Origin of the sequence: Lachnoclostridium sp. MSJ-17 (genome assembly GCF_018918205.1) — a bacterium.
Taxonomy (GTDB): Bacteria; Bacillota; Clostridia; order Oscillospirales; family Acutalibacteraceae; genus Ruminococcoides.
Genome location: NZ_JAHLQB010000010.1, coordinates 1 through 21,079 on the forward strand (window position 1 = coordinate 1; position 21,079 = coordinate 21,079).

Consider the following 21,079-nt stretch of genomic DNA (forward strand, 5'->3'; position numbering starts at 1 on the left):
TAACGAAAAATAAAACCTCTTGCAGTACAAACTTTGCAAGAGGTTTTTGTGAATAATGACAGTTTGCGTTTCCCCGATCAGGAACCCGCGCTTTCGTAAGCCCTTATTCCGCGGTGCCATATAAATACGCCGAGAGACATAAGAGCCGCTGACATCAGCACCGTCATGCCGACGTTATACAGAGGATTCTCTCCTGTCAGCAGGTAAAGCGCCGGAAAGTACGCGGTAAAAGCAAAGGGAATGACATAGGTGATGATATTTTTTACAATCTCGTTGTAAATAGTGACGGGGTATTTCGCGAAATCGTTGAACATATACACCATATAGATGATGTTTCCGCTGCGCTTGCTCCAGAACGCAACCGAGGCGGTGATAATCTTGATTCCGGTATAAATAAACGTGGCGAAAAACACCGCCGCTATGCCGAGGAGCACCCTGAAAACGTTCCATTCGATCTGAAGCTGCGGCAGCGCAACGCTCACCAGAGCGATTCCCATAATCAGCTCGCCGAAAGCGTCGATCTGCAGCTTTTCAAAAAGCACGTGAACAAGCGTGTTTACCGGCCGCGTGAGGTACTTGTCGAAGTCGCCCTTGCGGACAATAAAGTGACCGATCGCCCAGAGGTTGTCAAAAAACAGGTGGTCAATTCCCTTGGGAATGAGCGAAAAACCGTAGATAAATACAACCTCGTTCAGACTCCAGCCCATCAGGCTCGGAATGTTGTTGAAAATAATCCACAGGAAAAGCAGATTTGAGCACTGCACCATCAGAAAGCCGATAACGCCGACGATGAAATCGCCCTTGTACTCCATCATGCGCTTAAGCTCCTGAGCGACAAAAATCCGGTGGATACGGAATAATCTTCTGATATGTCTCATACTCAACCTCCCTGCACGCTCAGCCGCCTGACGCTGACGACCCAGAGCAGCTTTGAAAGCCCGAAGAAAAACAGCGCCCAGAACACCTGCAGGCCGAGGTAATAAAGCAGCTCCGTTCCCTGATAAACGCCCATGTAGATCATAACGGGCGTATAGTTCAGCGAAGCGAACGGAAGGATCATGAAAATCCGTCCTAGCGTCTCGGGAAGAAACGAGAGCGGGATTATCGCGCCCGAGAGAAAACCGACGATGCAGTTTTTCATCATATTCGCGCCCCAGAGATACTTGATCACAAAGGCGAGAAAGCCAAAGCAGATGTTGAAAAAGAAGTTGATGAGATAGGCCAGCACGCAGCTGCAAAGGTAGATCAGCAGGTTAAAGACAGAAAACTGCAGGCTGCCAGTAATAAGCGTTCTGACGATCTCAAGCCCCGCGATAAGCGGAACCACCAGAATCATCTCGGTAAGCAGCTTGTTTCCCAGCTCCTGAAAAAGGAAGGTCGCGTTGTAGCTGACGGGCTTTATCAGCCGCATCGCTATCGAGCCGTCGCGAACCTCCTCGCCCACAGCCCATGCTGCGTCGCTGCCGATCATCGTGCTTGTCAGAAAAATCAGGAATATGTACACGATCATCTGCGGCAGCGTAAAGCCGTTCATGGTCTCGCCGCTGCCCGAGAGAAAGACCGCGTGCCAGATGAAATAGGATACAAAGCAGCCCAGAACGCTTCCGAGGATGTAAAACACCCAGTTGACGCGGTAGGTCGCGGTCTCCTGCATTCCGGCGTTGATAAAAGGAAAGTATATTTTGAATATCCGTTTCATCACTCCACCCCCTGCTTGTAGAGGCGGCGGATGATCTCCTCGATGTCCGCGTCCTTAACGCTGATATCGTTGACATGCACGGTTTCGAGGGTGTAGGCGAGAATATCCGAGACCGGAACGGCTGAGCTGTTGAAGCGCACCTTGACAGCCGAACCCTCGCACTTGACCGAAACGTCCTCCTCCCCGATAGAAAAATGCTCCCGGTATCCGAGCGCGGCTTTGGGGTCGGGCGAATCGGTTACAAAATTCAGCTCGCGGATCTGCCCGTACCGCGTTTTAAGCTCGTTTACGGAGCCGTCAAAAACATTCTTGCCCTTATCGATCATCACGATGCGGTCGGCAAGCAGCTCGATGTCCGCAAGGTCGTGGGTGGTAAGGATAACGGTTGTCTGCTCCTGACGGTTGATCTGCTCGATCGCCCTGCGGATATTGTCCTTTACAACAACGTCCAGACCGATAGTCGGCTCGTCCAGAAACAGCACCTTAGGGCTGTGCAGCAGCGATGCGGCTATATCCGCCCGCATTCGCTGACCGAGAGAGAGCGTACGCACGGGGCTTGAGATAAAGCTCTCAAGGTCGAGCGTCTCGTTGAGAAACGCCATGCGCTCTTTATAGCTCTTGTCGTCGACCTCGTAAATTTCCTTGAGCACGCCGTAGGTCTCGCGCAGCGGCAAGTCCCACCAGAGCTGGGTGCGCTGACCGAAAACAACGCCGATTTCCTTAACGTAGTTCTTTCGGCTGACGGTCGGATTTTTTCCGTTGATAGTGCACCTGCCAGAGGTCGGGGTGAGAATGCCGGTGAGCATTTTGATCACCGTGCTCTTTCCGGCGCCGTTGGGTCCGATAAAGCCGAGGATCTCGCCCTTTGGCACCTCAAAGCTTATGTCGTCCACCGCCACAACGCGCTCGGTTTTTGGTCGGAAAAGCGACTTGAAGCTTCCCTTCAAGCCGGGTTCCTTGACGGTTTTTTTAAATTCCTTTCTTAGGTTCTCAACCTTTATCATAAAGAACCCTCCCGTTGTTCTCCGGTTGCGCCGCAGACCGACACGGTTGTCCGTCGGCGATACCGGGTATTTTTTCCGAAGCCGCCGCGGTGGCTCCGGACGCGTTCAACGTAAACGCGCAAAGAAGCGCAAGGCTTCCATGATGGTATTATACACTCTATTAAGCCGTGTGACAAGTATAAAATTGCGTCTGCCTAGCCAATAAAGCAAACGACAATCAGCGCTGAGCAACCAACGGTAAAACTTTTGTAAATATTGTTGACATCAGAGTGATGAACTGCTATTATTCAGTGTGAATTTATTTCACATTTATTTGGAGAATTATGACTACCTATCAACTGACCGAGAACGAGGACAGCGATTGCCCGTACGGGATAGAAGCTCTGTCAGACGGCACAAGCCTGCGTTATGACAACGTAACGTCTGACAGAGCGTCAATGGAAGCTATCGTCGGCATCTGCAACGAAGGCGGACTTGAAATCTGCCACCTCGAGGATATTTTAGAGGATTTTTTGACAGACTTTTGCATTTAGCGGAAAAGTGTGTTACAATATATACGGTGATGAATATGTTATGTAATCTATGTCCCAGAAGATGCGGCGCGCTGCGGACGGAGCACACCGGAAACGGCTTTTGCGGCATGGGCACCCTGCCCGTCGTCGCGAGGGTCGCTCCGCATTTCGGAGAGGAACCGTGCATAAGCGGCAAAAACGGCAGCGGGGCGGTGTTCTTTTCAGGCTGCACCATGCACTGCATGTACTGTCAGAACTACGAGATATCAGTCAAAAACAAGGGCACGACTCTCAGCGTGAGGCAGCTCGCGGAATGCTACAGAATGCTCGAGGAGAGCGGCGTTCACAACATAAACCTCGTGACAGCCGATCACTTTGCCGAAGCGGTCGCCGAGAGCCTGCGCATCTACCGCCCGAATATCCCTGTAATATACAACTGCTCGGGCTACACCTCGCCCGAGATACTCACCCTGATGAACGGTCTGGTTGACGTGTACCTGCCCGACTTCAAATACAGCGACAACAAGCTCGCGAAAAAGCTCTCGCACACTCCCGATTACGTCGATACGGCTCTCGCCTCGATAGCGGAGATGCTCTTTCAGGTCGGCAAGCCGAAATTCGACAGCGACGGCATGATACAAAAGGGCGTTATAGTGCGCCACCTTATACTCCCCGCCCACACCAGACAGAGCATTGACGCCCTCGAGCTTCTAAAGCGCAATTTCGGCGACGAGATACTTGTGAGCCTGATGTGTCAGTACGTTCCGTGGGGCGAGGCGAAGCGTCACCCGAAGCTCGGAAGAACTATCACCAAGCGCGAGTACGAAAAGGTGAAGGACGTCCTGTTCAGGAACTTCTCAGACGGCTTTACACAGGACCTGTCGGCGGCGAGCGCCGAATACATACCCGACTGGGATTTTGATAGTGATATTAGTTGGTAGTAAGTAGTTGGTAGTTAGTAGTTTTTGGTCGAGTTATATTTTAGTCAATAATATTATCTTTATATTTTCTTTTCAAAAAAGCGGGGCTGTTTTGCGACAGCCCCGTTGATTATTTATTTATAAATTTACACCGGCATATCCTGAGGAAGGGCAGGCTCGATAACTATCGTGTTCGAGATAAAGCCCGGCTTGATATGCGCCTTGAGATATCCTACGGGAGCCTGCGGCGACAGGGTAACTGTCATGTCAACACACTTGCGGCTCATTCCCGCCGTCATGTGTACGGTGTGAGTGCCGAACGGCAGAGTATAGGACACGGTCTCCTTGTTGCCGATATGTCCGCAGGGCTGACCGTCGATGTACACGCCGAAGCCTATAGCCACGCCGAGCGGACTTCCCATGCGGTACAGCTTTATTTCTCCGCCCATGGGCGCGAGCTGATTGCCGCACTGCGGGCAGGGTATGTCTGTGTTGATATCCGTCACGTTGCCGCACCGTGAACAGCGCACGCGGTACCTTCCTGTCATCATAATAATTCTCCTCTCATTATTTATCCGCCGCGAGGGTGATTTCCTCCTCAACTTCCTCGCCGGTCGACGCCTGATAGTATTTCAGCGTGACCTTGTCGCCGTCCTTGTGCTTCTCGAGCACGTTGTATATCTCGGAGAAGGTCGTGATTTTCTCTCCGTCCAGACCGGTGACGATATCTCCCTGAGCAAGCTTTGTATCGCCGCAGGGGCCGTTCTTGTCGACCTCGTCAACGTAAATGCCCTGCGGAATGTTGTTGTAGGTCGCGGTCTCGAGGTCAATCGCCGTGCCTGTGATGCCGATTTTGACTCTGCCCGCTACATAGCCGTTCCGGATAAGGCTGTCGACAATTTCCTTGACCGTGTCGGAAGGAATGCAGAAGCCCATGCCCTCGTAGGCTGTACCGGCGATCTTGGAGCTTGCCACGCCGATTACCTGACCGTACATATTGACCGCGGGGCCGCCGGAGTTGCCGGGGTTGATAGCCGCGTCGGTCTGAATGAACTTGACTATGCTCTTGCTCGAGGCGTCGCGGTCGAGAGCCGATACGACGCCCTTTGTCATTGAATTCTGGTAGCTGATGCCGCCGGGATTGCCGACGATGATGATGTCCTCGCCCAAGGTCAGCTCGCCCGAATCGCCGAAGGCGGCGGGCTTGAGACCCTCGGCGCCGTCCATTTTGAGTACGGCGAGGTCGGTGCGGCTGTCAAAGCCGACTACGCCCGCACTGTACTCCTTGCCGTCGGAGGTGATTACATTAATCGCGTAAGCTGTCTTGCTGTTGCCGACGACGTGGGCGTTGGTGATGAGATATCCGCCCTGAGAGATGATGATTCCGCTGCCCTGCGACTTGAGCGAGGTCTTGTCCTTGTCGGAATAGCACATGATGCCGGCTACCGACTCGGAAACGCTCTTGAACGCGTACTCGGAGTTGTATGACGAGCTTGTGTCGGCGTCAGAGGGCTTTTTCTCGAGCTTCATTCCGCTGTAGTCGGGAATAATCTTGTCGCTGTAGTCGCTCTGGTCGTTGACAACGGGAGCCGTGGTCTCCTGCCGGAACAAGCCTCCGCCGTTGCCGTTATCGGGCATGGTGAACTCGTGGAAGCCGTTGACGGGCTCGTCGTTCTTAGCCGCCTGCTGACTTCCGTTGTGGAGCACGTAGACGAGGATTCCGCCGAGACTGCCCGCAAGGAGCACGCTGAGCACGATGATGACCGCGATAAGTCCCTTGTTGGACTTTTGCTTAGGCGGCTTGGGCTGAGCGTAAACATTCTGCTGCTGAGCGTAAACGTTCTGCTGCGGCTGAGGATAATAATTCTGCGGCGGGTACTGCGGCTGAGAATAGGCGTTCGGCGGAAACTGCGGCTGCTCGGGAGTGACAAAGGCGCCGTTCTGGTAAACCGCTGTGTGGCGCACCGGGTCAAACGTCTCGTTCTGCGGAGTCTGAGCTGCCGCGGGGTCGGCAGGCTGAGACTGCTGCGGCTCGGTGCGCAGGAGCGGCTTTTCGGGATTGAAATTCTGCGGCGGCACAGGCGGCTCAAACGGCTGGTTTGAGGGCTGCGGCGTAAAAGCCTGCTGCTGCGGAACATATCGCTGCGCCGGCTGCGAATAGTCGTTCTTTTCTGTAAAAGGCTTCTGCGGAGCGTTTCCGTAGAAGTCGTTTTCGGGTTTATAATCCATAGTTTAATCACCTGATTTCAATTTTGTACAGTAACATTATACATCTTTAACTGCCCGAACGCAAGCGATTGAATGTGAAATTTTGGTGAACAGCGCCGCCGCTGCCGCGTTAAAATCGTTTTCAAGGCAGGGCATGAGAGATTTTACAAAATTTTATAAGTTTTTTCTCCCTTTTTTCTTGAAATGACTTTATTTTTGGTACAATTTATAGTATAATAATTGTAACTCGACGGTGGGAGACGTTCCGCTGTTGAAATTTTTCAGAAAAAGGAAGATGAATATGCCATTAGTTAACGCAAAAGAAATGCTTACAAAGGCAAAGGCAGGTCACTACGCTGTAGGCCAGTTCAACATCAACAACCTTGAGTGGACAAAGGCTATCCTCCTGACTGCTCAGGAGCTCAACTCCCCCGTTATTCTCGGTGTTTCCGAGGGTGCCGGCAAGTATATGTGCGGCTACAAGACCGTAGTCGGCATGGTAAACGGTATGCTCGAGGAGCTCAAGATCACCGTTCCCGTAGCTCTCCACCTCGACCACGGCTCATACGAAGGCGCCAAGGCTTGCATCGCGGCAGGTTTCAGCTCGATCATGTTCGACGGCTCTCACTATCCGATCGAGGAGAACGTTGAAAAGACTAAGGAACTCGTTGCTACCTGCGAGGAGCTCGGTCTCTCCATCGAGGCTGAGGTAGGCTCCATCGGCGGCGAAGAGGACGGCGTTATCGGCGCGGGCGAATGCGCGGATCCCGCTGAGTGCAAGATGATCGCTGACCTCGGCGTTACAATGCTCGCTGCAGGCATCGGCAACATTCACGGCAAATATCCCGAGAACTGGGCAGGTCTGAGCTTTGACACCCTCGACGCTATCCAGCAGCTCACAGGCGAAATGCCCCTCGTACTCCACGGCGGCACAGGCATTCCCGCTGACATGATCAAGAAGGCTATCTCCCTCGGCGTTTCCAAGATCAACGTTAACACCGAGTGCCAGCTCGCTTTCGCGGCGGCTACAAGAGAGTACATCGAGGCAGGCAAGGATCTCCAGGGCAAGGGCTTCGATCCCAGAAAGCTCCTCGCGCCCGGCTTCCAGGCTATCAAGGACACAGTTAAGGAGAAGATGGAGCTCTTCGGTTCCGTTGACAAGGCTTAACAGTTACCGCATAACTAATTCGGAGAGGTTGGTTTTCAGCCTCTCCGTTTTTTATCTCGTAGTGACAGGGCTTGTCCCTGTCAGCAGTAACGGCAGATGTTTACCGGAATATGATACGCCGGAAAATGCACGTTTATCGCAGTTAGCGTCATATTACAATAACGCCCTGTTCACGTTCCCTGACAGCCGCAAGGGCTGTCGATACGGTGTAAATCAGAACGTTAAAATTATCTACCAAATGCCTACTAAAAATTCGTAGTGACAGGGCTTGTCCCTGTCAGCAGTAACGGCAGATGTTTACCGGAATATGATACGCAGGAAAATGCACGTTTATCGCAGTTAGCGTCATATTACAATAACGCCCTGTTCACGTTCCCTGACAGCCACAAGGGCTGTCGCTACGGTGTTTATCAGAACTTCGGATTTAATCTCTACCCAACTACCAACCACCCAACTACCAACTACCAACTACTATCTACCCAACTACCAACTACCCAACTACCAACTACCCAACTACCAACTACCCAACTACCAACTACCCAACTACCAACTACCCAACTACCAACTAAACTCTCCCAAAAAGTCCTTGTCAAACCCGATAAACTGTTGTATAATGGGAATGTTATGTAACATCAACGGAGGAATAGATATGGCTGATAATAAAAAAATGGTCGAGGCTATCACGAGCCGCGACGAGGATTTTGCTAAATGGTACACAGATATTGTCAAAAAGGCTGAACTGGTTGACTATTCTGGCGTAAAGGGCTGCATGGTCATCCGTCCCTACGGCTTCGCGCTCTGGGAGCTCATGCAGGCTGACATGGACAGACGCTTCAAGGAGACCGGTCACGAGAACGTCTACATGCCGATGTTCATTCCCGAGAGCCTTCTGCAGAGAGAGAAGGATCACGTCGAAGGCTTCGCTCCGGAATGCGCGTGGGTAACGATCGGCGGTCAGGAAAAGCTGACAGAGCGTCTTGCTGTGCGTCCGACCTCTGAGACCCTTTTCTGCGAGCACTACAAGAAGATCATCAAGACCTACCGCGACCTGCCCAAGCTCTACAACCAGTGGTGCAGCGTCGTGCGCTGGGAAAAGACTACCCGTCCGTTCCTGAGAACCTCGGAGTTCCTGTGGCAGGAGGGTCATACAATGCACGCGACCGCCGAGGAGGCTCAGGCTGAGACCCTGAAAATGCTCAAGGTCTACGAGGACTTCTACGCCGAGACGCTCGCTATCCCCGCGGTAGTCGGTCAGAAAACCGAGAAGGAGAAATTCGCGGGAGCCGAGGCGACATACACTATCGAGCCGATGATGCACAACGGCGTCGCGCTGCAGGGCGGAACCTCGCACTACTTCGGCGACGGCTTTGCAAAGAGCTTCGGCATCACCTACACCGGCAAGGACAACAAGCTCCACTATCCGCACCAGACCTCATGGGGCACATCTACCCGCATGATAGGCGCGCTCATCATGGTTCACAGCGACGACGACGGACTTGTTCTCCCGCCGAAGGTAGCTCCCATTCAGGTGGCGCTCATTCCCGTTGCCCAGCATAAAGAAGGCGTTCTCGAGAAGGCTGACGAGCTCAAGGCTGAGCTCTCCAAGAAGTTCCGCGTAAAGCTCGACGACAGCGACCATGCTCCGGGCTGGAAGTTCGCCGAGTACGAGATGAAGGGCGTGCCGGTGAGAGTCGAGATCGGCCCCAAGGATATCGAGAAGAACCAGTGCGTAGTAGTACGCCGCGACACAAGAGAAAAGGCGTTCGTACCTCTCGAAGGACTGAGCGATTATATTGAAAACCTGCTCGTTACTATCCACAAGGATATGTACGACCGCGCCGCCAAGAATACCGAGGAAAAGACCTTCGCAGCGAGAACTCACGAGGAGTTCCTCGACACCGCGAAGAACCGCCCGGGCTTCATCAAGGCTATGTGGTGCGGAGATTCCGCCTGCGAGGATCAGCTCAAGGACGAGACCGGCGGCGTAAAGAGCCGCTGTATCCCGTTTGAGGAGGAACACCTCGCCGACACCTGCGTATGCTGCGGCAAGCCCGCCAAGCATATGGTATTCTGGGGAAAACAGTATTGATACAACTGCTGATGTAGGGGCGTGCATCGCACGCCCGCACCACATATTAACCATTGTCTGCGGGCGAGCAGTGCTCGCCCCTACAAAGTTTTATTCCGAAAGGAGTGAGAGAATGCCTATTAAGGTTCAAAGCAATTTGCCCGCGATAAAAATACTTGAAACAGAGAATATCTTCGTCATGCCCAACGAGGTCGCGCTCAGACAGGACATACGTCCTCTGAAAATCCTGATACTCAACCTCATGCCTACAAAAATCGCGACCGAGACGCAGCTTCTCCGTCTGCTCGGAAACAGTCCTCTGCAGGTCGACATCGAGCTGCTGCAGATGGCTTCTCACACCTCGAAAAACACATCTCCGCAGCACCTTACGACCTTCTACAAGACCTTCGACGAGGTCAAAGACGACACCTTCGACGGTCTTATCATCACCGGCGCGCCGGTCGAGCAGCTGCCGTTCGAGGAGGTCGACTACTGGGATGAGCTGTGCTCGATTATGGAGTGGTCAAAGCACAACGTCTACTCCACCTTCCACATCTGCTGGGGCGCTCAGGCGGGACTTTATTACCACTACGGAATTCAAAAATACGAGCTTTCAGAAAAGCTCAGCGGAATCTACACCCACAAGGTGCTCAACCCGACGCATCACCTGATGTTCGGCTTCGACGACAGCTTCCGCATTCCGCATTCGCGATACACATCTGTCAGGCTCGAGGATCTGAAAAAGTGCAAAGAGCTCGAGGTGCTCGCCGTCAGCGACGAGGCAGGCCCCGCAGTTATCTGCAACAGGACCGGCAGACAGGTGTTCATCACCGGACACGCCGAGTATGACCGCGAAACCCTAGCCAACGAGTATTACCGCGACCTCAGCCGCGGACTTGACCCGAACGTTCCCTGCAATTACTTCCCGGACGACGACCCGTCCCGGACTCCGCCTATGGTTTGGCGCAGCAACGCGACTCTGCTCTACACCAACTGGCTCAACTACTTTGTATATCAGGCGACTCCTTACGACCTCAAGGAGCTGCTTCAGAAATATCCGCACTGATAATTCCGACACCAAGGAGACGGCTATGAAAAAAGAAAATATGGCGATGCTTTGTGATTTCTATGAATTCACCATGTCCAACGGCTACTTCAAATACGATTTTTACAAGCGCAAGGTGTACTTCGACGTATTTTTCCGCAAGGTGCCCGACAACGGCGGTTTTGCCGTCGCCGCGGGTCTTGAGCAGGTGATCGAATACATTAAGGAGCTGCACTTTGACGACGACGATATCGCCTACTTCCGCTCCAAGGGCATTTTTGACGAGGAATTCCTCGATTATCTCAAGAGCTTCCGCTTCACCGGCGACATCTGGGCTGTTCCCGAGGGTACTCCCGTTTTCCCGAACGAGCCTATCCTCACCGTCCGCGCTCCCGCGATCGAGGCTCAGATCATCGAGACCTACATTCTGCTCTCGCTCAACCACCAGACGCTTATCGCGACAAAGGCTAACCGCATTGTCCGCGCCGCTCAGGGCAGAGCCGTGCTCGAGTTCGGCTCACGCCGCGCTCAGGGAGGTTCGGGAGCCGTTCTCGGCGCGAGAGCCGCGTACATCGGAGGCTGCGCCGGCACCGCCTGCACCCTCACCGACGAGCTCTACGGAGTTCCCGCCGGCGGAACAATGGCGCATTCGTGGGTTCAGATGTTCGACAGCGAATACGAGGCATTCCGCGCCTACTGCGAGCTTTACCCCGACAACCCGACTCTTCTCGTCGATACCTACAACACTCTGCGCAGCGGCATTCCCAACGCGATAAAGGTGTTCAAGGAGGTTCTGCTCCCTCAGGGCAGGACGAAGTGCGCTATCCGCCTCGACTCCGGCGACATCTCTTACCTCTCCAAAAAGGCTCGCAAGATGCTCGACGACGCCGGTCTTACCGAGTGCAAAATCACCGCGTCGAACGCGCTCGACGAGAAGCTTATCCGCGACCTCATGATGCAGGGCGCCCAGGTAGACACCTTCGGCGTCGGCGAAAGACTCATCACCTCGTCGTCATCGCCGGTTTTCGGCGGAGTTTACAAGCTCGTCGCTGTCGAGAACTCCGAGGGCGATATCGAGCCTAAGATCAAGGTCAGCGAGAACGCCGCGAAGATCACCAACCCGCACTTCAAGAAGGTCTACCGCTACTACGACAACGAGAGCGGCAAGGCTCTCGCCGACGAGCTCTGCGTTTACGACGAGGTCGTCGACGACACAAAGCCGCACACCATCTTCGACCCCAACGCCACATGGAAAACCAAGACTCTGACGGATTTCACCGCCAAGGAGCTGCTTGTTCCGATATTCAAGGACGGCGAATGCGTCTATGATTCCCCGTCGATAAAGGAGATCGCCGACTACTGCCGCGCTCAGATCGACCTTCTGTGGGACGAGGTAAAGCGCTTTGAGAATCCGCACGACTACTATGTCGACCTCTCGCAGCAGCTTTATCAAATTAAAAATATTCTCCTCAATGTGCATAAAATGTAAATTCCAATTTTGATTAAGCGGTATAAACAGCACAAAAAACGAGAATAATTATACAAGTCTTTACGGTGCTGTAATAAATCGAATATTTCTCGAACGGAATAATAACGTATTTATATTGTCTTTACGGAATTTTGGCGAAATAATTACACGGATTGTTAATTCTAAAAACAAAAATGACATTTCCTTAATTAATTGAGTACAAGTTCGCCAAAAAACGGTTACAATTTTCAGAACACGTTGACTTTACTACGATTTTGTAGTATCATTTTCTACAGAAGAATTGTCGAGTTACAGCCGTGTAACCACAGCACCGGTTTTTCTTTAATCAAAATGTAATATATTCTGTGGTTCAAAGCGGTTTTTCAGGCGATTTTACACTATATATAGCGTACAACTATTGTTGCAGACTAAATCTTTCGAAGGAATTGGAGTGTCAACAATTGGAAAAATTTGTTGTTAACGGCGGCAAGCCCTTGTTCGGAGAAGTAAATATCAGCGGCGCGAAAAACGCGGCTGTAGCTATCATCCCCGCGGTGATCCTCTGTGACGAGCCCTGCCAGATTGAAAATATACCAAACATCAGCGACGTTACCCTCATCAGCAAGATTTTGCAGCAGATGGGCGCGAAGGTCAAGAGGATCAACAGAAGCACCCTCTACATCGACCCCACCCACATGCACTCAAGCTCCGCGACCACCGACCTCGTAAGAGGCATGAGAGCTTCCTACTACCTGCTCGGCGCTCTGCTCGGCAAGTACGGCAAGGCAAAGGTCGCGCTTCCCGGCGGCTGCAACTTCGGCGTCCGTCCGATCGACCAGCACCTCAAGGGCTTTGAGGCTCTCGGAGCCGAGACCAGACTCGTTGACGGCGCGATCATCGAAGCCGCCTGCGACGAGGAGGAGGGTCTTGTCGGCACACACATCTACCTCGACGTGGTTTCCGTCGGCGCTACCATGAACATCATGCTCGCCGCGAGCCGCGCAAAGGGTCTGACCGTCATCGAGAACGCGGCAAAGGAACCGCATATCGTCGACCTCGCTAACTTCCTCAACTCCATGGGAGCTGACGTAAGAGGCGCAGGCACCGACGTTATCAAGATCCGCGGCGTTTCCTGCATGCACGGCATCACCTATTCGATCATTCCCGACCAGATAGAGGCGGGAACCTATATGTGCGCCGCTGCTGCGACACGCGGACGCATCACGATCAACAACATCACTCCCAAGCACCTTGAGTCCATCTCCGCGAAGTTCCGCGAAATGGGCGTTAAGATCACCGAATACGACGAGGCTATCATCTTTGACGCGACGGTAAAGCCGCTCAAGAGGGTCAACATCAAGACCATGCCTCACCCCGGCTTCCCCACCGACTGTCAGCCGCAGTTCACCGCTCTGCTCATGAGTGTGCCCGGCACGAGCATTGTCAACGAGAACGTCTGGGACAACCGCTATCAGTATATCAGCGAGCTTATCCGCATGGGCGCTCATATCTCCGTTGAGGGCAGACTCGCAATCATCGAGGGCGGCACTCCGCTCACAGCGGCTCCCGTCAGCGCGACCGACCTCAGAGCCGGCGCCGCGATGATCGTCGCGGCTCTCCAGATCAAGGGCACCACCGAGATCTCGAGCATTCAGTACATCGAGAGAGGCTACGAGGACGTAGTCGAGAAGTTCAGAGCTCTCGGCGCGGACATCAAAAAGGTTTACTACACCGGCGACAACGAGCAGGAGCTCGGCGCGTAAACAATTTTATAAACGAAAATCAAAGGTTTGACGTTATGTCAGACCTTTTTTTGCGCCGCTGCAAACGGGTACTTGCGGCAAAGTGAAAAATGTGATATTATTTTATCACTGTCCGCAGCTTAAACGACCGCTTGAAATATTCATAGACGGGCGACCGCGAGGGTCGCCCCTACACTGTTAAGGAAAAATATAATTAAATTTTCAAGCTGCGGATAGCGTTTATTTTCATACTAAAACTGACGGAGATTGAGATTATGGCGCGTATCGTACCGCTTTTCAGCGGAAGCAAGGGAAATTGTTACTACATAGGAACCGCCGCTCAGGGCGTGCTGATCGACGCGGGGCGCAACTGCAAGCAGATCGAGCTAGCGATGGAAGCCAACGGACTGAGCATGAAATCGGTGGGCGCGGTCTTTGTCACCCACGAGCATATCGACCACTGCTCGGCGCTCAAGGTTCTCGCAAAAAAGCACAGCCTGCCCGTATACGCGAGCGAGGGTACGCTCAACGCCCTTGCGCAGCGCGACAAGCTGCCGCCGAACGCCAAAACTATCGTCATCAATAACGAGATCGCCCTCGGCGGCATGAATATCCTGCGCGTGAACACTCCGCACGACGCTGCCGAGAGCTGCTGCTACAAGGTCACCTCGCCCGACGGCAAGACGGCTATGGTCGCGACCGACATAGGCTATGTCACCGACGAAATACGCTCCGCGCTGACGGGCTGCAGCCTCGTTGTTCTCGAATCGAACCACGATATCGACATGCTGCGCACGGGTCCGTACACCTACGTGCTCAAAAAGCGGATTTTGTCCGACAAGGGACACCTCTCAAACGACGCCTGCGCCACAGAGCTTACTCAGCTTGTCAGGGAAGGCACGCTGCGGCTGATCCTCGGTCACCTCAGCGAGATGAACAACACCCCGCAGATCGCGCTCCGCACCTCTGTCGCAGAGCTCGGACGCGCCGGAATGAAATACAAAAATGACTACACCCTCGACGTGGCTCCAAGCGCGCCGACGGTAATGAGCGTGATATTTTAATGCTGAAAATCAACATAATCTGCATCGGAAAAATCAAGGAAAAATACTTCTCGGACGCGATCGCCGAGTATACAAAGCGTCTCGGGGCATTCTGCAAATTCGGGATAACGGAGCTGCCCGAGGAAAAAATCAGGGACAATAACCCCAACCAAGCCCAGATCGGCGAGGTTCTGCTCGCCGAGGGAAAGAGCATTCTCAAAAAGCTCGGCGCGTCGGACTATGTGATCGCCCTGTGCATCGAGGGAAAAATGATCTCGAGCGAGGAGCTATCAAAAACTCTCGACAGCCTCGCGCTCTCGGGCAAAAGCACGGTGAGCTTTATCATAGGCGGCAGCTACGGACTCAGCGACGAGGTCAAAAACCGCGCCGGCCTGCGCCTGTCGATGAGCCGCATGACCTTTCCGCACACAATGGCGCGAATGATACTCACAGAGCAGATATACCGCGCCTTCGAGATAAGCACAAACGGAAAATACCACAAATAGAATGGATAATGGATAATGTACAATGGACAATGGACAATGGACAATTAAGGGTCGCTTCGCTCCGAATATAAATCGGGTGCGGGCAGAGCCCGCCATTCATTGTCAATTGTCAATTGTCAACTGTCAATTAAAAAATCAGGAGGAACTATGGCTTTAGACGGCATTTTTTTACGGCATATAAAGCATGAAATAGAAAACGAAATCCTCGGCTCGCGCGTGAATCAGATCTATCAGCCAAACCGCGACGAGCTGGTTCTTGTCCTTCGCGGATATTCGGGCAGCAAAAAGCTCCTGCTCTCCGCGAGGGCTAATTCGCCGCGCGTGAATTTCACCGGGCACGCTCCCGAAAACCCGGCGCAGCCGCCTATGTTCTGCATGCTTCTGCGCAAGCGTCTCGGCGGCGGAAAGCTCGTCGCTGTGCGTCAGCTCGAGTGCGACCGCGTGCTGTTTCTCGATTTTGAGTGCATAAACGAGCTCGGCGAGCAGGTGCCGCTGACCGTCGCCTGCGAGATCATGGGCATGTACAGCAACATCATCGTGCTCAACCGCGAATCAGGCGTTATCACCGACGCTCTCAAGCGCGTTGACCTCACCCTCAGCAGCAAACGGCTCGTTCTTCCGAACATAAAATACGAGCTGCCCGAGGCTCAGGACAAGCTCAATATCCTCACCTCGCAGCCGCAGCAGATCGCTGAACGAATCCGCTCTCTGCCCGCCGAAATGCCGCTTTCAAAGGCGGTTCTCTCGTCGGTTCAGGGCATATCGCCTATCATCGGGCGCGAGATCGAGCACCGCGTCTGCGAGGGCGCGACGAACAGGCTGGAGGGCGTTCTGTACGACAGATTAATAACGGAGCTCGGCAGCCTGAAATCACTCGTCGAAAACTGCTCCGGCACACCCTGCACCGTCTACCGCGAGGACGGCAAGCCTATGGACGTCTCGTTTTTGCCGGTAACACAGTACGGCGGCTTCATGCACACGGAGAATTCGGAAAGCTTCAACCTTGCGATCGATAATTTTTACGACGAGCGCGACCGTCAGGACAGAATGCGCGTCAAGACGCACAGCCTGAACAAGCTGCTGCAAAATCTCCGTGACCGCACGGCGCGTAAGCTTCAAAAGCAGCACACGGAGCTGAGTCAGTGCGCCGACAGGGAGCAGCTGAGGATACGCGGCGACTTATTGCAGGCGAATCTCTACCGCATCGAGCGCGGGTCAGCGTTCGCCGACGTTGAAAATTACTACGACGAAAACGGCGGCACTCTGCGGATAAAGCTCAATCCGGCGATCTCGCCCGCCGCGAACGCGCAGAAATACTACAAGGACTACCAGAAGGCGAAAAACGCCGAGAGCTTCCTCTCGGAGCAGATAAAAAAGGGCGAATCGGAGCTTGAGTACCTCGACTCGGTGCTCGACGAGGTGTCCCGCGCGGAAACAGAGCGCGAGCTGTCACAGATACGCGAGGAGCTCAACGAGCAGGGCTACCTCCGCGCGCCGAAGGGCAGACAGCCCAAGCAGAGCGCCCTGCCGCCGCTGAGCTTTGAGTCGACGGACGGATTTAAGATCTACGTCGGCAGAAACAACCGTCAGAACGATATCCTCACCCTCAAGACCGCCGCAAAAAACGATATCTGGCTCCACACAAAGGAGATACACGGCTCTCACGTCATCATTTCCGCACAGGGCAGGCAGGTAAGCGAGCAGGCGATCATCGAGGCGGCTAGGCTCGCGGCATACCACAGCAAGGCGCGCAAAAGCTCGAACGTGCCCGTCGATTACACCCTCGTCAGGCATGTCAGCAAGCCCTCGGGAGCAAAACCGGGCATGGTTATCTACGTAAACAACCGCACGGTATACGTAGACCCGTCGGATAGCGTTCAGAAGTCGTCACGGTAACAGCATTTACCTTTTTCTGAAGGTATTGATTGATTTCGTAGGGACAGCCCTCGTGGCTGTCCGGAGAACGGGCAGCTTCTTTCCGTTTTTGGCTGTTTTTTGCGATGAACTTACTCTCAGGCACAGCGCATAAAGGTTTCAAAGCGCTTAATATGTTTGTTCACGTCCCCGGGAGCCCGCAAGGGGCTCCCCTACAGGGGGTCACGAAAGTAAATGCTGTTGCCGTTCAGAAGTCATGAAAAACTCTTTACAAGCCGCGTAAATTGTAGTATAATATAGGTTAATCGTGAAGAAATCCACGGATAAGGAGGCATAAAACAATGATCAGCGGAGCTGAAATTATGGTAAAGTGTTTGGAGGCTGAGGGCGTAAAGGTCGTCTTTGGTTATCCGGGCGCTACCATTTGTCCTTTCTACGACAAAATCTACGATTCCACTTCCATCAAGCATATCCTTGTCCGTCAGGAACAGAACGCCGCGCATATGGCGAGCGGTTATGCCCGCTGCAGCGCGAGCGGTATTCCCGGCGTGTGCGTCGCTACCTCGGGTCCCGGCGCTACCAACCTCATCACCGGCATCGCCACCGCCTACACCGACTCTATCCCGCTTGTCGCGATTACCGGTCAGGTGCGCAGCGACCTTCTGGGCAGAGACGTCTTTCAGGAGGCTGACATCACCGGCGCGTGCGAGCCGTTCGTAAAGCACAGCTACATCGTCAAGAAAACCGAGGATCTGCCGAGAGTATTCAAGGAAGCCTTTCACATCGCCTCAACGGGCAGAAAGGGTCCGGTGCTCATCGACATTCCCATGGACATACAGGAAAACGAGATCGAGGAATTCGTCTATCCCGACAGCGTAAACATCATCGGCTACAAGCCCAACACAAAGGGTCACGCCATTCAGGTCAAGCGCGCGGTAGAGGCGATAAAAAAGAGCCGCCGTCCGCTTATCGTTTCGGGCGGAGGAGTGCTTCTCTCGGGCGTAAAGCCTAAGTTTCAGGCGTTCGCCGACATGACCGGAATTCCCGTTATCTCAACCATGATGGGCATAGGCGTTATGCCCAGCGAGCACGAGCTGTACCTCGGTATGCTCGGCACCCACGGCAAGACGGTCGCCAACCGCGCGCTTCACGACGCGGATCTCGTTATCGTCTGCGGAGCACGTCTCGGCGACAGAGCCGTAGCCGCTCCTCACCAGATGAGCGAGAATACCACCGTCATTCACATCGACATCGACCCCGCCGAGATTGGCAAGAACGTAAAGACCGAGATCCCGATCGTCGGCGATATGAAAAACGTTATGAATATGCTCATCGAGAGCATCGGCGACTACAAGGTTCCCAACCAGTGGCAGGAGACCGTAAAGACCTGGAAAAAGGACTTTCTGCGCGTACCTCCCGTGTTCGAGGGCTATGTTGAGCCGAGGACTCTCGTCGCGCACCTCAGCGCGATGCTCCGCTCAAAGGCTATCCTCGTCGCCGACGTCGGACAGAACCAGATCTGGTGCGCCAACAACTTCCGTATCCGCGAGGGGCGATTCCTCACGACCGGCGGTATGGGCACAATGGGCTACTCTATCCCGGCGGCTGTAGGCGCGAAGCTTGCAAGACCTAACCGCGACGTTGTCGTAGTCTGCGGAGACGGCAGCTTCCAGATGAGCATGAACGAGCTCGCCACTATCGCGGGCAACGAGCTTGCGATAAAGATCATCATCATGCGCAACCACCGTCTGGGCATGGTAAGAGAGCTTCAGGACAAAAACTACAACTGCCGCCACAGCGCGACGATTCTCAAGGGCGACCCGGACTTCCTCAAGATCGCCGAGGCTTACGGCATCGACCACGCCGAGGCGAACTCAAACGCTGAGGCAGAGGAAATCATCAAGGGTATCGTTGATTCGGACAAGCCGTTTATCCTCGTCTGCAACGTTTACCCCGACACTCCGTCCATTTAATGAGGTGACAGTATGCAGTATACATTATCGATTCTCGTTGAAAACCAGGCGGGCGTGCTCTCGAAGATCTCGGGACTGTTTTCCCGCCGAGGATTTAATATTGACTCCCTCGCGGTAGGCGTTACAAACGACCCCGGCGTTTCGCGTATCACAATAGTCGCGAACGGCGACGAGTACGTTGTCGAGCAGCTCGAAAAGCAGCTCAACAAGGTGATTCCCGTCATCAAGGTCAAGCGCCTGAACGAAGGCGAGTTCATCAGCCGCGAGCTGATTCTCATCAAGGTTCACTGCGCCGCCTCAAAGCGCGCGGAAATCATCAAGACCGCCGAAATCATGCAGGCAAAGATCGTCGACGCGGCTCCCAGCTGCGTGACCGTCGAGTACTGCGAGACCTCGGCGAGGGTCAAGACCCTTATCGATATGCTCAAGCCCTACGGAATCCGCGAGATCGTCCGCACGGGCACCATTGCGATAGACCGCGGAAACGCGGCGGTATCGGTCTGATTGATAGCGGAATGATTTTTTCCAACTGCCAACTGCCAACTGCCAACTGCCAACTACCTACTAATCCCGTTTATCCGGCTTACTAAATTTATTATAAACACGCCGCACCTGCGGCAAGGAGGAATTTCAAAATGAAAGACTACAAAGAAAACATGAAGGCACCGATTTATTATCAGTCCGACTGCAATCTTGCCCTTCTCGACGGCAAGACTATCGCCATTATCGGCTACGGCAGCCAGGGTCACGCTCACGCGCTCAACCTCAAGGAGAGCGGCTGCAACGTAATCATCGGTCTGTATGAGGGCAGCAAGTCATGGGCAAAGGCTGAGGCTCAGGGCTTTGAGGTATTCACCGCTGCCGAGGCTGCCAAGAAGGCTGACATCATCATGATTCTTATTAATGACGAGAAGCAGGCGGCTATGTACAAGAAGGACATCGAGCCCAACCTCGAGGCAGGCAACATGCTCATGTTCGCTCACGGCTTCTCGATCCACTTCGGTCAGATCGTACCTCCCGCTGACGTTGACGTTACCATGATCGCGCCCAAGGGACCCGGTCACACCGTTCGTTCCGAGTATCAGGTCGGCAAGGGTGTTCCCTGCCTCGTAGCTGTTGCTCAGGACGCTACAGGTCAGGCTAAGGATCTCGCTCTCGCATACGCCCTCGGTATCGGCGGCGCAAGAGCAGGCGTTCTCGAGACCACATTCAGAACCGAGACCGAGACCGACCTCTTTGGCGAGCAGGCTGTTCTCTGCGGCGGTGTATGCGCTCTTATGCAGGCTGGCTTTGAGACCCTCTGCGAAGCAGGCTACGATCCCAGAAACGCTTACTTTGAGTGCATTCACGAGATGAAGCTCATCGTTGACCTCATCTATCAGTCAGGCTTTGCCGGCATGAGATACTCCATCTCCAACACCGCTGAGTACGGTGACTATGTAACAGGTCCCAAGATCATCACCGAGGACACCAAGAAGGCTATGAGAAAGGTTCTCTCTGACATTCAGGACGGTTCCTTCGCCAAGGAGTTCCTCCTCGACATGTCACCCGCAGGCGGTCAGGCTCACTTCCGCGCTATGAGAAAGCTCGCTTCCGAGGCTCCCGCCGAGAAGATCGGTACCGAGGTAAGAAAGCTCTACAGCTGGTCTGACGAGGATAAGCTCATCAACAACTAATCAGCATCAACAAAGGGCGGGCGTAATGTCCGCCCTGTATTTTTAGGTGAAATATGGAACAGAATTTATTGCAGCGCATAAACGAGCTTGCCAAAAAGAAAAAGACCGTCGGTCTGACGGCTGAGGAGCAGGCTGAGCAGAAAAAGCTCTACAAAATCTATCTCGGCGAGAT

19 protein-coding genes are annotated in these 21,079 nt (G+C 53.7%); 14 read left to right on the forward strand and 5 right to left on the reverse strand.

The genetic code is table 11. From position 1 onward, the window contains the following. Positions 1–77 precede the first annotated feature (77 nt). From KQI64_RS00315 to KQI64_RS00325, 3 genes are read right to left on the reverse strand one after another with little or no spacing between them, the layout of a single operon-like run. The gene (locus KQI64_RS00315; protein ID WP_216522791.1) at positions 78–878 is read right to left on the reverse strand and encodes an ABC transporter permease; all 801 of its coding nucleotides are present in this window, start codon (positions 876–878) and stop codon (positions 78–80) included. A gap of 2 nt (positions 879–880) precedes the next feature. Next, the gene (locus KQI64_RS00320; RefSeq protein ID WP_216522792.1) at positions 881–1,699 is read right to left on the reverse strand and encodes an ABC transporter permease; all 819 of its coding nucleotides are present in this window, start codon (positions 1,697–1,699) and stop codon (positions 881–883) included. After that, positions 1,699–2,703: an ABC transporter ATP-binding protein gene (locus tag KQI64_RS00325; RefSeq protein ID WP_216522793.1), complete on the reverse strand. Its 1,005-nt coding sequence runs from the start codon at positions 2,701–2,703 to the stop codon at positions 1,699–1,701. The genes KQI64_RS00320 and KQI64_RS00325 overlap by 1 nt, the downstream gene beginning before the upstream one ends. Positions 2,704–3,026: 323 nt before the next feature. Between KQI64_RS00325 and KQI64_RS00330 the strand changes: the two genes are divergently transcribed. Continuing rightward, positions 3,027–3,236, forward strand: coding sequence for a DUF6514 family protein (locus KQI64_RS00330; protein WP_216522794.1), 210 nt, complete (start codon positions 3,027–3,029; stop codon positions 3,234–3,236). A gap of 35 nt (positions 3,237–3,271) precedes the next feature. Next, positions 3,272–4,156 carry a radical SAM protein gene (locus tag KQI64_RS00335; protein WP_216522795.1) on the forward strand — a complete coding sequence of 295 codons (885 nt, stop codon included), beginning with the start codon at positions 3,272–3,274 and terminating at the stop codon, positions 4,154–4,156. A gap of 125 nt (positions 4,157–4,281) precedes the next feature. Here KQI64_RS00335 and KQI64_RS00340 read toward each other — a convergent pair whose 3' ends face one another. Further along, a complete protein-coding gene (locus KQI64_RS00340) occupies positions 4,282–4,686 on the reverse strand; it encodes a hypothetical protein (RefSeq protein WP_216522796.1) in 405 nt (134 codons plus the stop codon). Between the two features lie 16 nt (positions 4,687–4,702). Beyond that, complete coding sequence (locus KQI64_RS00345) at positions 4,703–6,364, reverse strand: S1C family serine protease (RefSeq protein WP_216522797.1); 1,662 nt, start codon at positions 6,362–6,364, stop codon at positions 4,703–4,705. 280 nt (positions 6,365–6,644) lie between these two features. On the opposite strand from KQI64_RS00345, the gene fba reads away from it, so the two are divergent. The 12 genes from fba to KQI64_RS10670 all read left to right on the forward strand — a co-directional run. Beyond that, positions 6,645–7,511: a class II fructose-1,6-bisphosphate aldolase gene (gene fba / locus KQI64_RS00350; protein ID WP_216522798.1), complete on the forward strand. Its 867-nt coding sequence runs from the start codon at positions 6,645–6,647 to the stop codon at positions 7,509–7,511. A 649-nt stretch (positions 7,512–8,160) separates the two neighbouring features. Next, entirely contained in the window at positions 8,161–9,600 is a 1,440-nt protein-coding gene (proS, locus tag KQI64_RS00355; protein WP_216522799.1) for a proline--tRNA ligase, read from the forward strand. Between the two features lie 112 nt (positions 9,601–9,712). Next, positions 9,713–10,645: a homoserine O-acetyltransferase MetA gene (gene metA / locus KQI64_RS00360; protein ID WP_216522800.1), complete on the forward strand. Its 933-nt coding sequence runs from the start codon at positions 9,713–9,715 to the stop codon at positions 10,643–10,645. Between the two features lie 25 nt (positions 10,646–10,670). After that, on the forward strand, positions 10,671–12,113 hold the full coding sequence (locus KQI64_RS00365) for a nicotinate phosphoribosyltransferase (RefSeq protein WP_216522801.1): 1,443 nt from the start codon (positions 10,671–10,673) through the stop codon (positions 12,111–12,113). Positions 12,114–12,553: 440 nt separating this feature from the next. Then, positions 12,554–13,855, forward strand: a complete 1,302-nt coding sequence (locus tag KQI64_RS00370) for a UDP-N-acetylglucosamine 1-carboxyvinyltransferase (protein ID WP_216522802.1) — start codon at positions 12,554–12,556, stop codon at positions 13,853–13,855. Positions 13,856–14,109: 254 nt separating this feature from the next. Further along, positions 14,110–14,898, forward strand: a complete 789-nt coding sequence (locus KQI64_RS00375) for an MBL fold metallo-hydrolase (protein WP_216522803.1) — start codon at positions 14,110–14,112, stop codon at positions 14,896–14,898. After that, positions 14,898–15,383: a 23S rRNA (pseudouridine(1915)-N(3))-methyltransferase RlmH gene (gene rlmH / locus KQI64_RS00380; RefSeq protein WP_253289127.1), complete on the forward strand. Its 486-nt coding sequence runs from the start codon at positions 14,898–14,900 to the stop codon at positions 15,381–15,383. Before KQI64_RS00375 ends, rlmH begins: the two co-directional genes overlap by 1 nt. Before the next feature lie 147 nt (positions 15,384–15,530). Next, positions 15,531–17,279 (forward strand): Rqc2 family fibronectin-binding protein, encoded by a 1,749-nt coding sequence (locus KQI64_RS00385; protein WP_216522804.1) that lies wholly within the window; start codon positions 15,531–15,533, stop codon positions 17,277–17,279. 320 nt (positions 17,280–17,599) lie between these two features. After that, a complete protein-coding gene (gene ilvB, locus KQI64_RS00390; protein WP_216522805.1) occupies positions 17,600–19,231 on the forward strand; it encodes a biosynthetic-type acetolactate synthase large subunit in 1,632 nt (543 codons plus the stop codon). 12 nt (positions 19,232–19,243) lie between these two features. Further along, a complete protein-coding gene (ilvN, locus tag KQI64_RS00395; protein WP_216522806.1) occupies positions 19,244–19,735 on the forward strand; it encodes an acetolactate synthase small subunit in 492 nt (163 codons plus the stop codon). Positions 19,736–19,866: 131 nt separating this feature from the next. Further along, positions 19,867–20,907, forward strand: a complete 1,041-nt coding sequence (gene ilvC, locus KQI64_RS00400) for a ketol-acid reductoisomerase (RefSeq protein WP_216522807.1) — start codon at positions 19,867–19,869, stop codon at positions 20,905–20,907. Between the two features lie 53 nt (positions 20,908–20,960). Further along, the coding region (locus KQI64_RS10670; RefSeq protein WP_216522809.1) for a DUF896 domain-containing protein at positions 20,961–21,079 on the forward strand (119 nt) is incomplete at its 3' end.

Excerpts from the sequence above, each read along its gene's own strand:
- KQI64_RS00365 (WP_216522801.1), top strand. The coding sequence starts at position 10,671 with ATGAAAAAAGAAAATATGGCGATGCTTTGTGATTTCTATGAATTCACC.
- ilvC (WP_216522807.1), top strand. The coding sequence starts at position 19,867 with ATGAAAGACTACAAAGAAAACATGAAGGCACCGATTTATTATCAGTCC.
- KQI64_RS00335 (WP_216522795.1), top strand. The coding sequence starts at position 3,272 with ATGTTATGTAATCTATGTCCCAGAAGATGCGGCGCGCTGCGGACGGAG.
- rlmH (WP_253289127.1), top strand. The coding sequence starts at position 14,898 with ATGCTGAAAATCAACATAATCTGCATCGGAAAAATCAAGGAAAAATAC.
- ilvB (WP_216522805.1), top strand. The coding sequence starts at position 17,600 with ATGATCAGCGGAGCTGAAATTATGGTAAAGTGTTTGGAGGCTGAGGGC.
- KQI64_RS00385 (WP_216522804.1), top strand. The coding sequence starts at position 15,531 with ATGGCTTTAGACGGCATTTTTTTACGGCATATAAAGCATGAAATAGAA.
- proS (WP_216522799.1), top strand. The coding sequence starts at position 8,161 with ATGGCTGATAATAAAAAAATGGTCGAGGCTATCACGAGCCGCGACGAG.
- KQI64_RS00375 (WP_216522803.1), top strand. The coding sequence starts at position 14,110 with ATGGCGCGTATCGTACCGCTTTTCAGCGGAAGCAAGGGAAATTGTTAC.
- KQI64_RS00315 (WP_216522791.1), bottom strand. The coding sequence starts at position 878 with ATGAGACATATCAGAAGATTATTCCGTATCCACCGGATTTTTGTCGCT.
- KQI64_RS00320 (WP_216522792.1), bottom strand. The coding sequence starts at position 1,699 with ATGAAACGGATATTCAAAATATACTTTCCTTTTATCAACGCCGGAATG.
- KQI64_RS00330 (WP_216522794.1), top strand. The coding sequence starts at position 3,027 with ATGACTACCTATCAACTGACCGAGAACGAGGACAGCGATTGCCCGTAC.
- metA (WP_216522800.1), top strand. The coding sequence starts at position 9,713 with ATGCCTATTAAGGTTCAAAGCAATTTGCCCGCGATAAAAATACTTGAA.
- KQI64_RS00325 (WP_216522793.1), bottom strand. The coding sequence starts at position 2,703 with ATGATAAAGGTTGAGAACCTAAGAAAGGAATTTAAAAAAACCGTCAAG.
- fba (WP_216522798.1), top strand. The coding sequence starts at position 6,645 with ATGCCATTAGTTAACGCAAAAGAAATGCTTACAAAGGCAAAGGCAGGT.
- KQI64_RS00345 (WP_216522797.1), bottom strand. The coding sequence starts at position 6,364 with ATGGATTATAAACCCGAAAACGACTTCTACGGAAACGCTCCGCAGAAG.
- KQI64_RS00340 (WP_216522796.1), bottom strand. The coding sequence starts at position 4,686 with ATGATGACAGGAAGGTACCGCGTGCGCTGTTCACGGTGCGGCAACGTG.
- ilvN (WP_216522806.1), top strand. The coding sequence starts at position 19,244 with ATGCAGTATACATTATCGATTCTCGTTGAAAACCAGGCGGGCGTGCTC.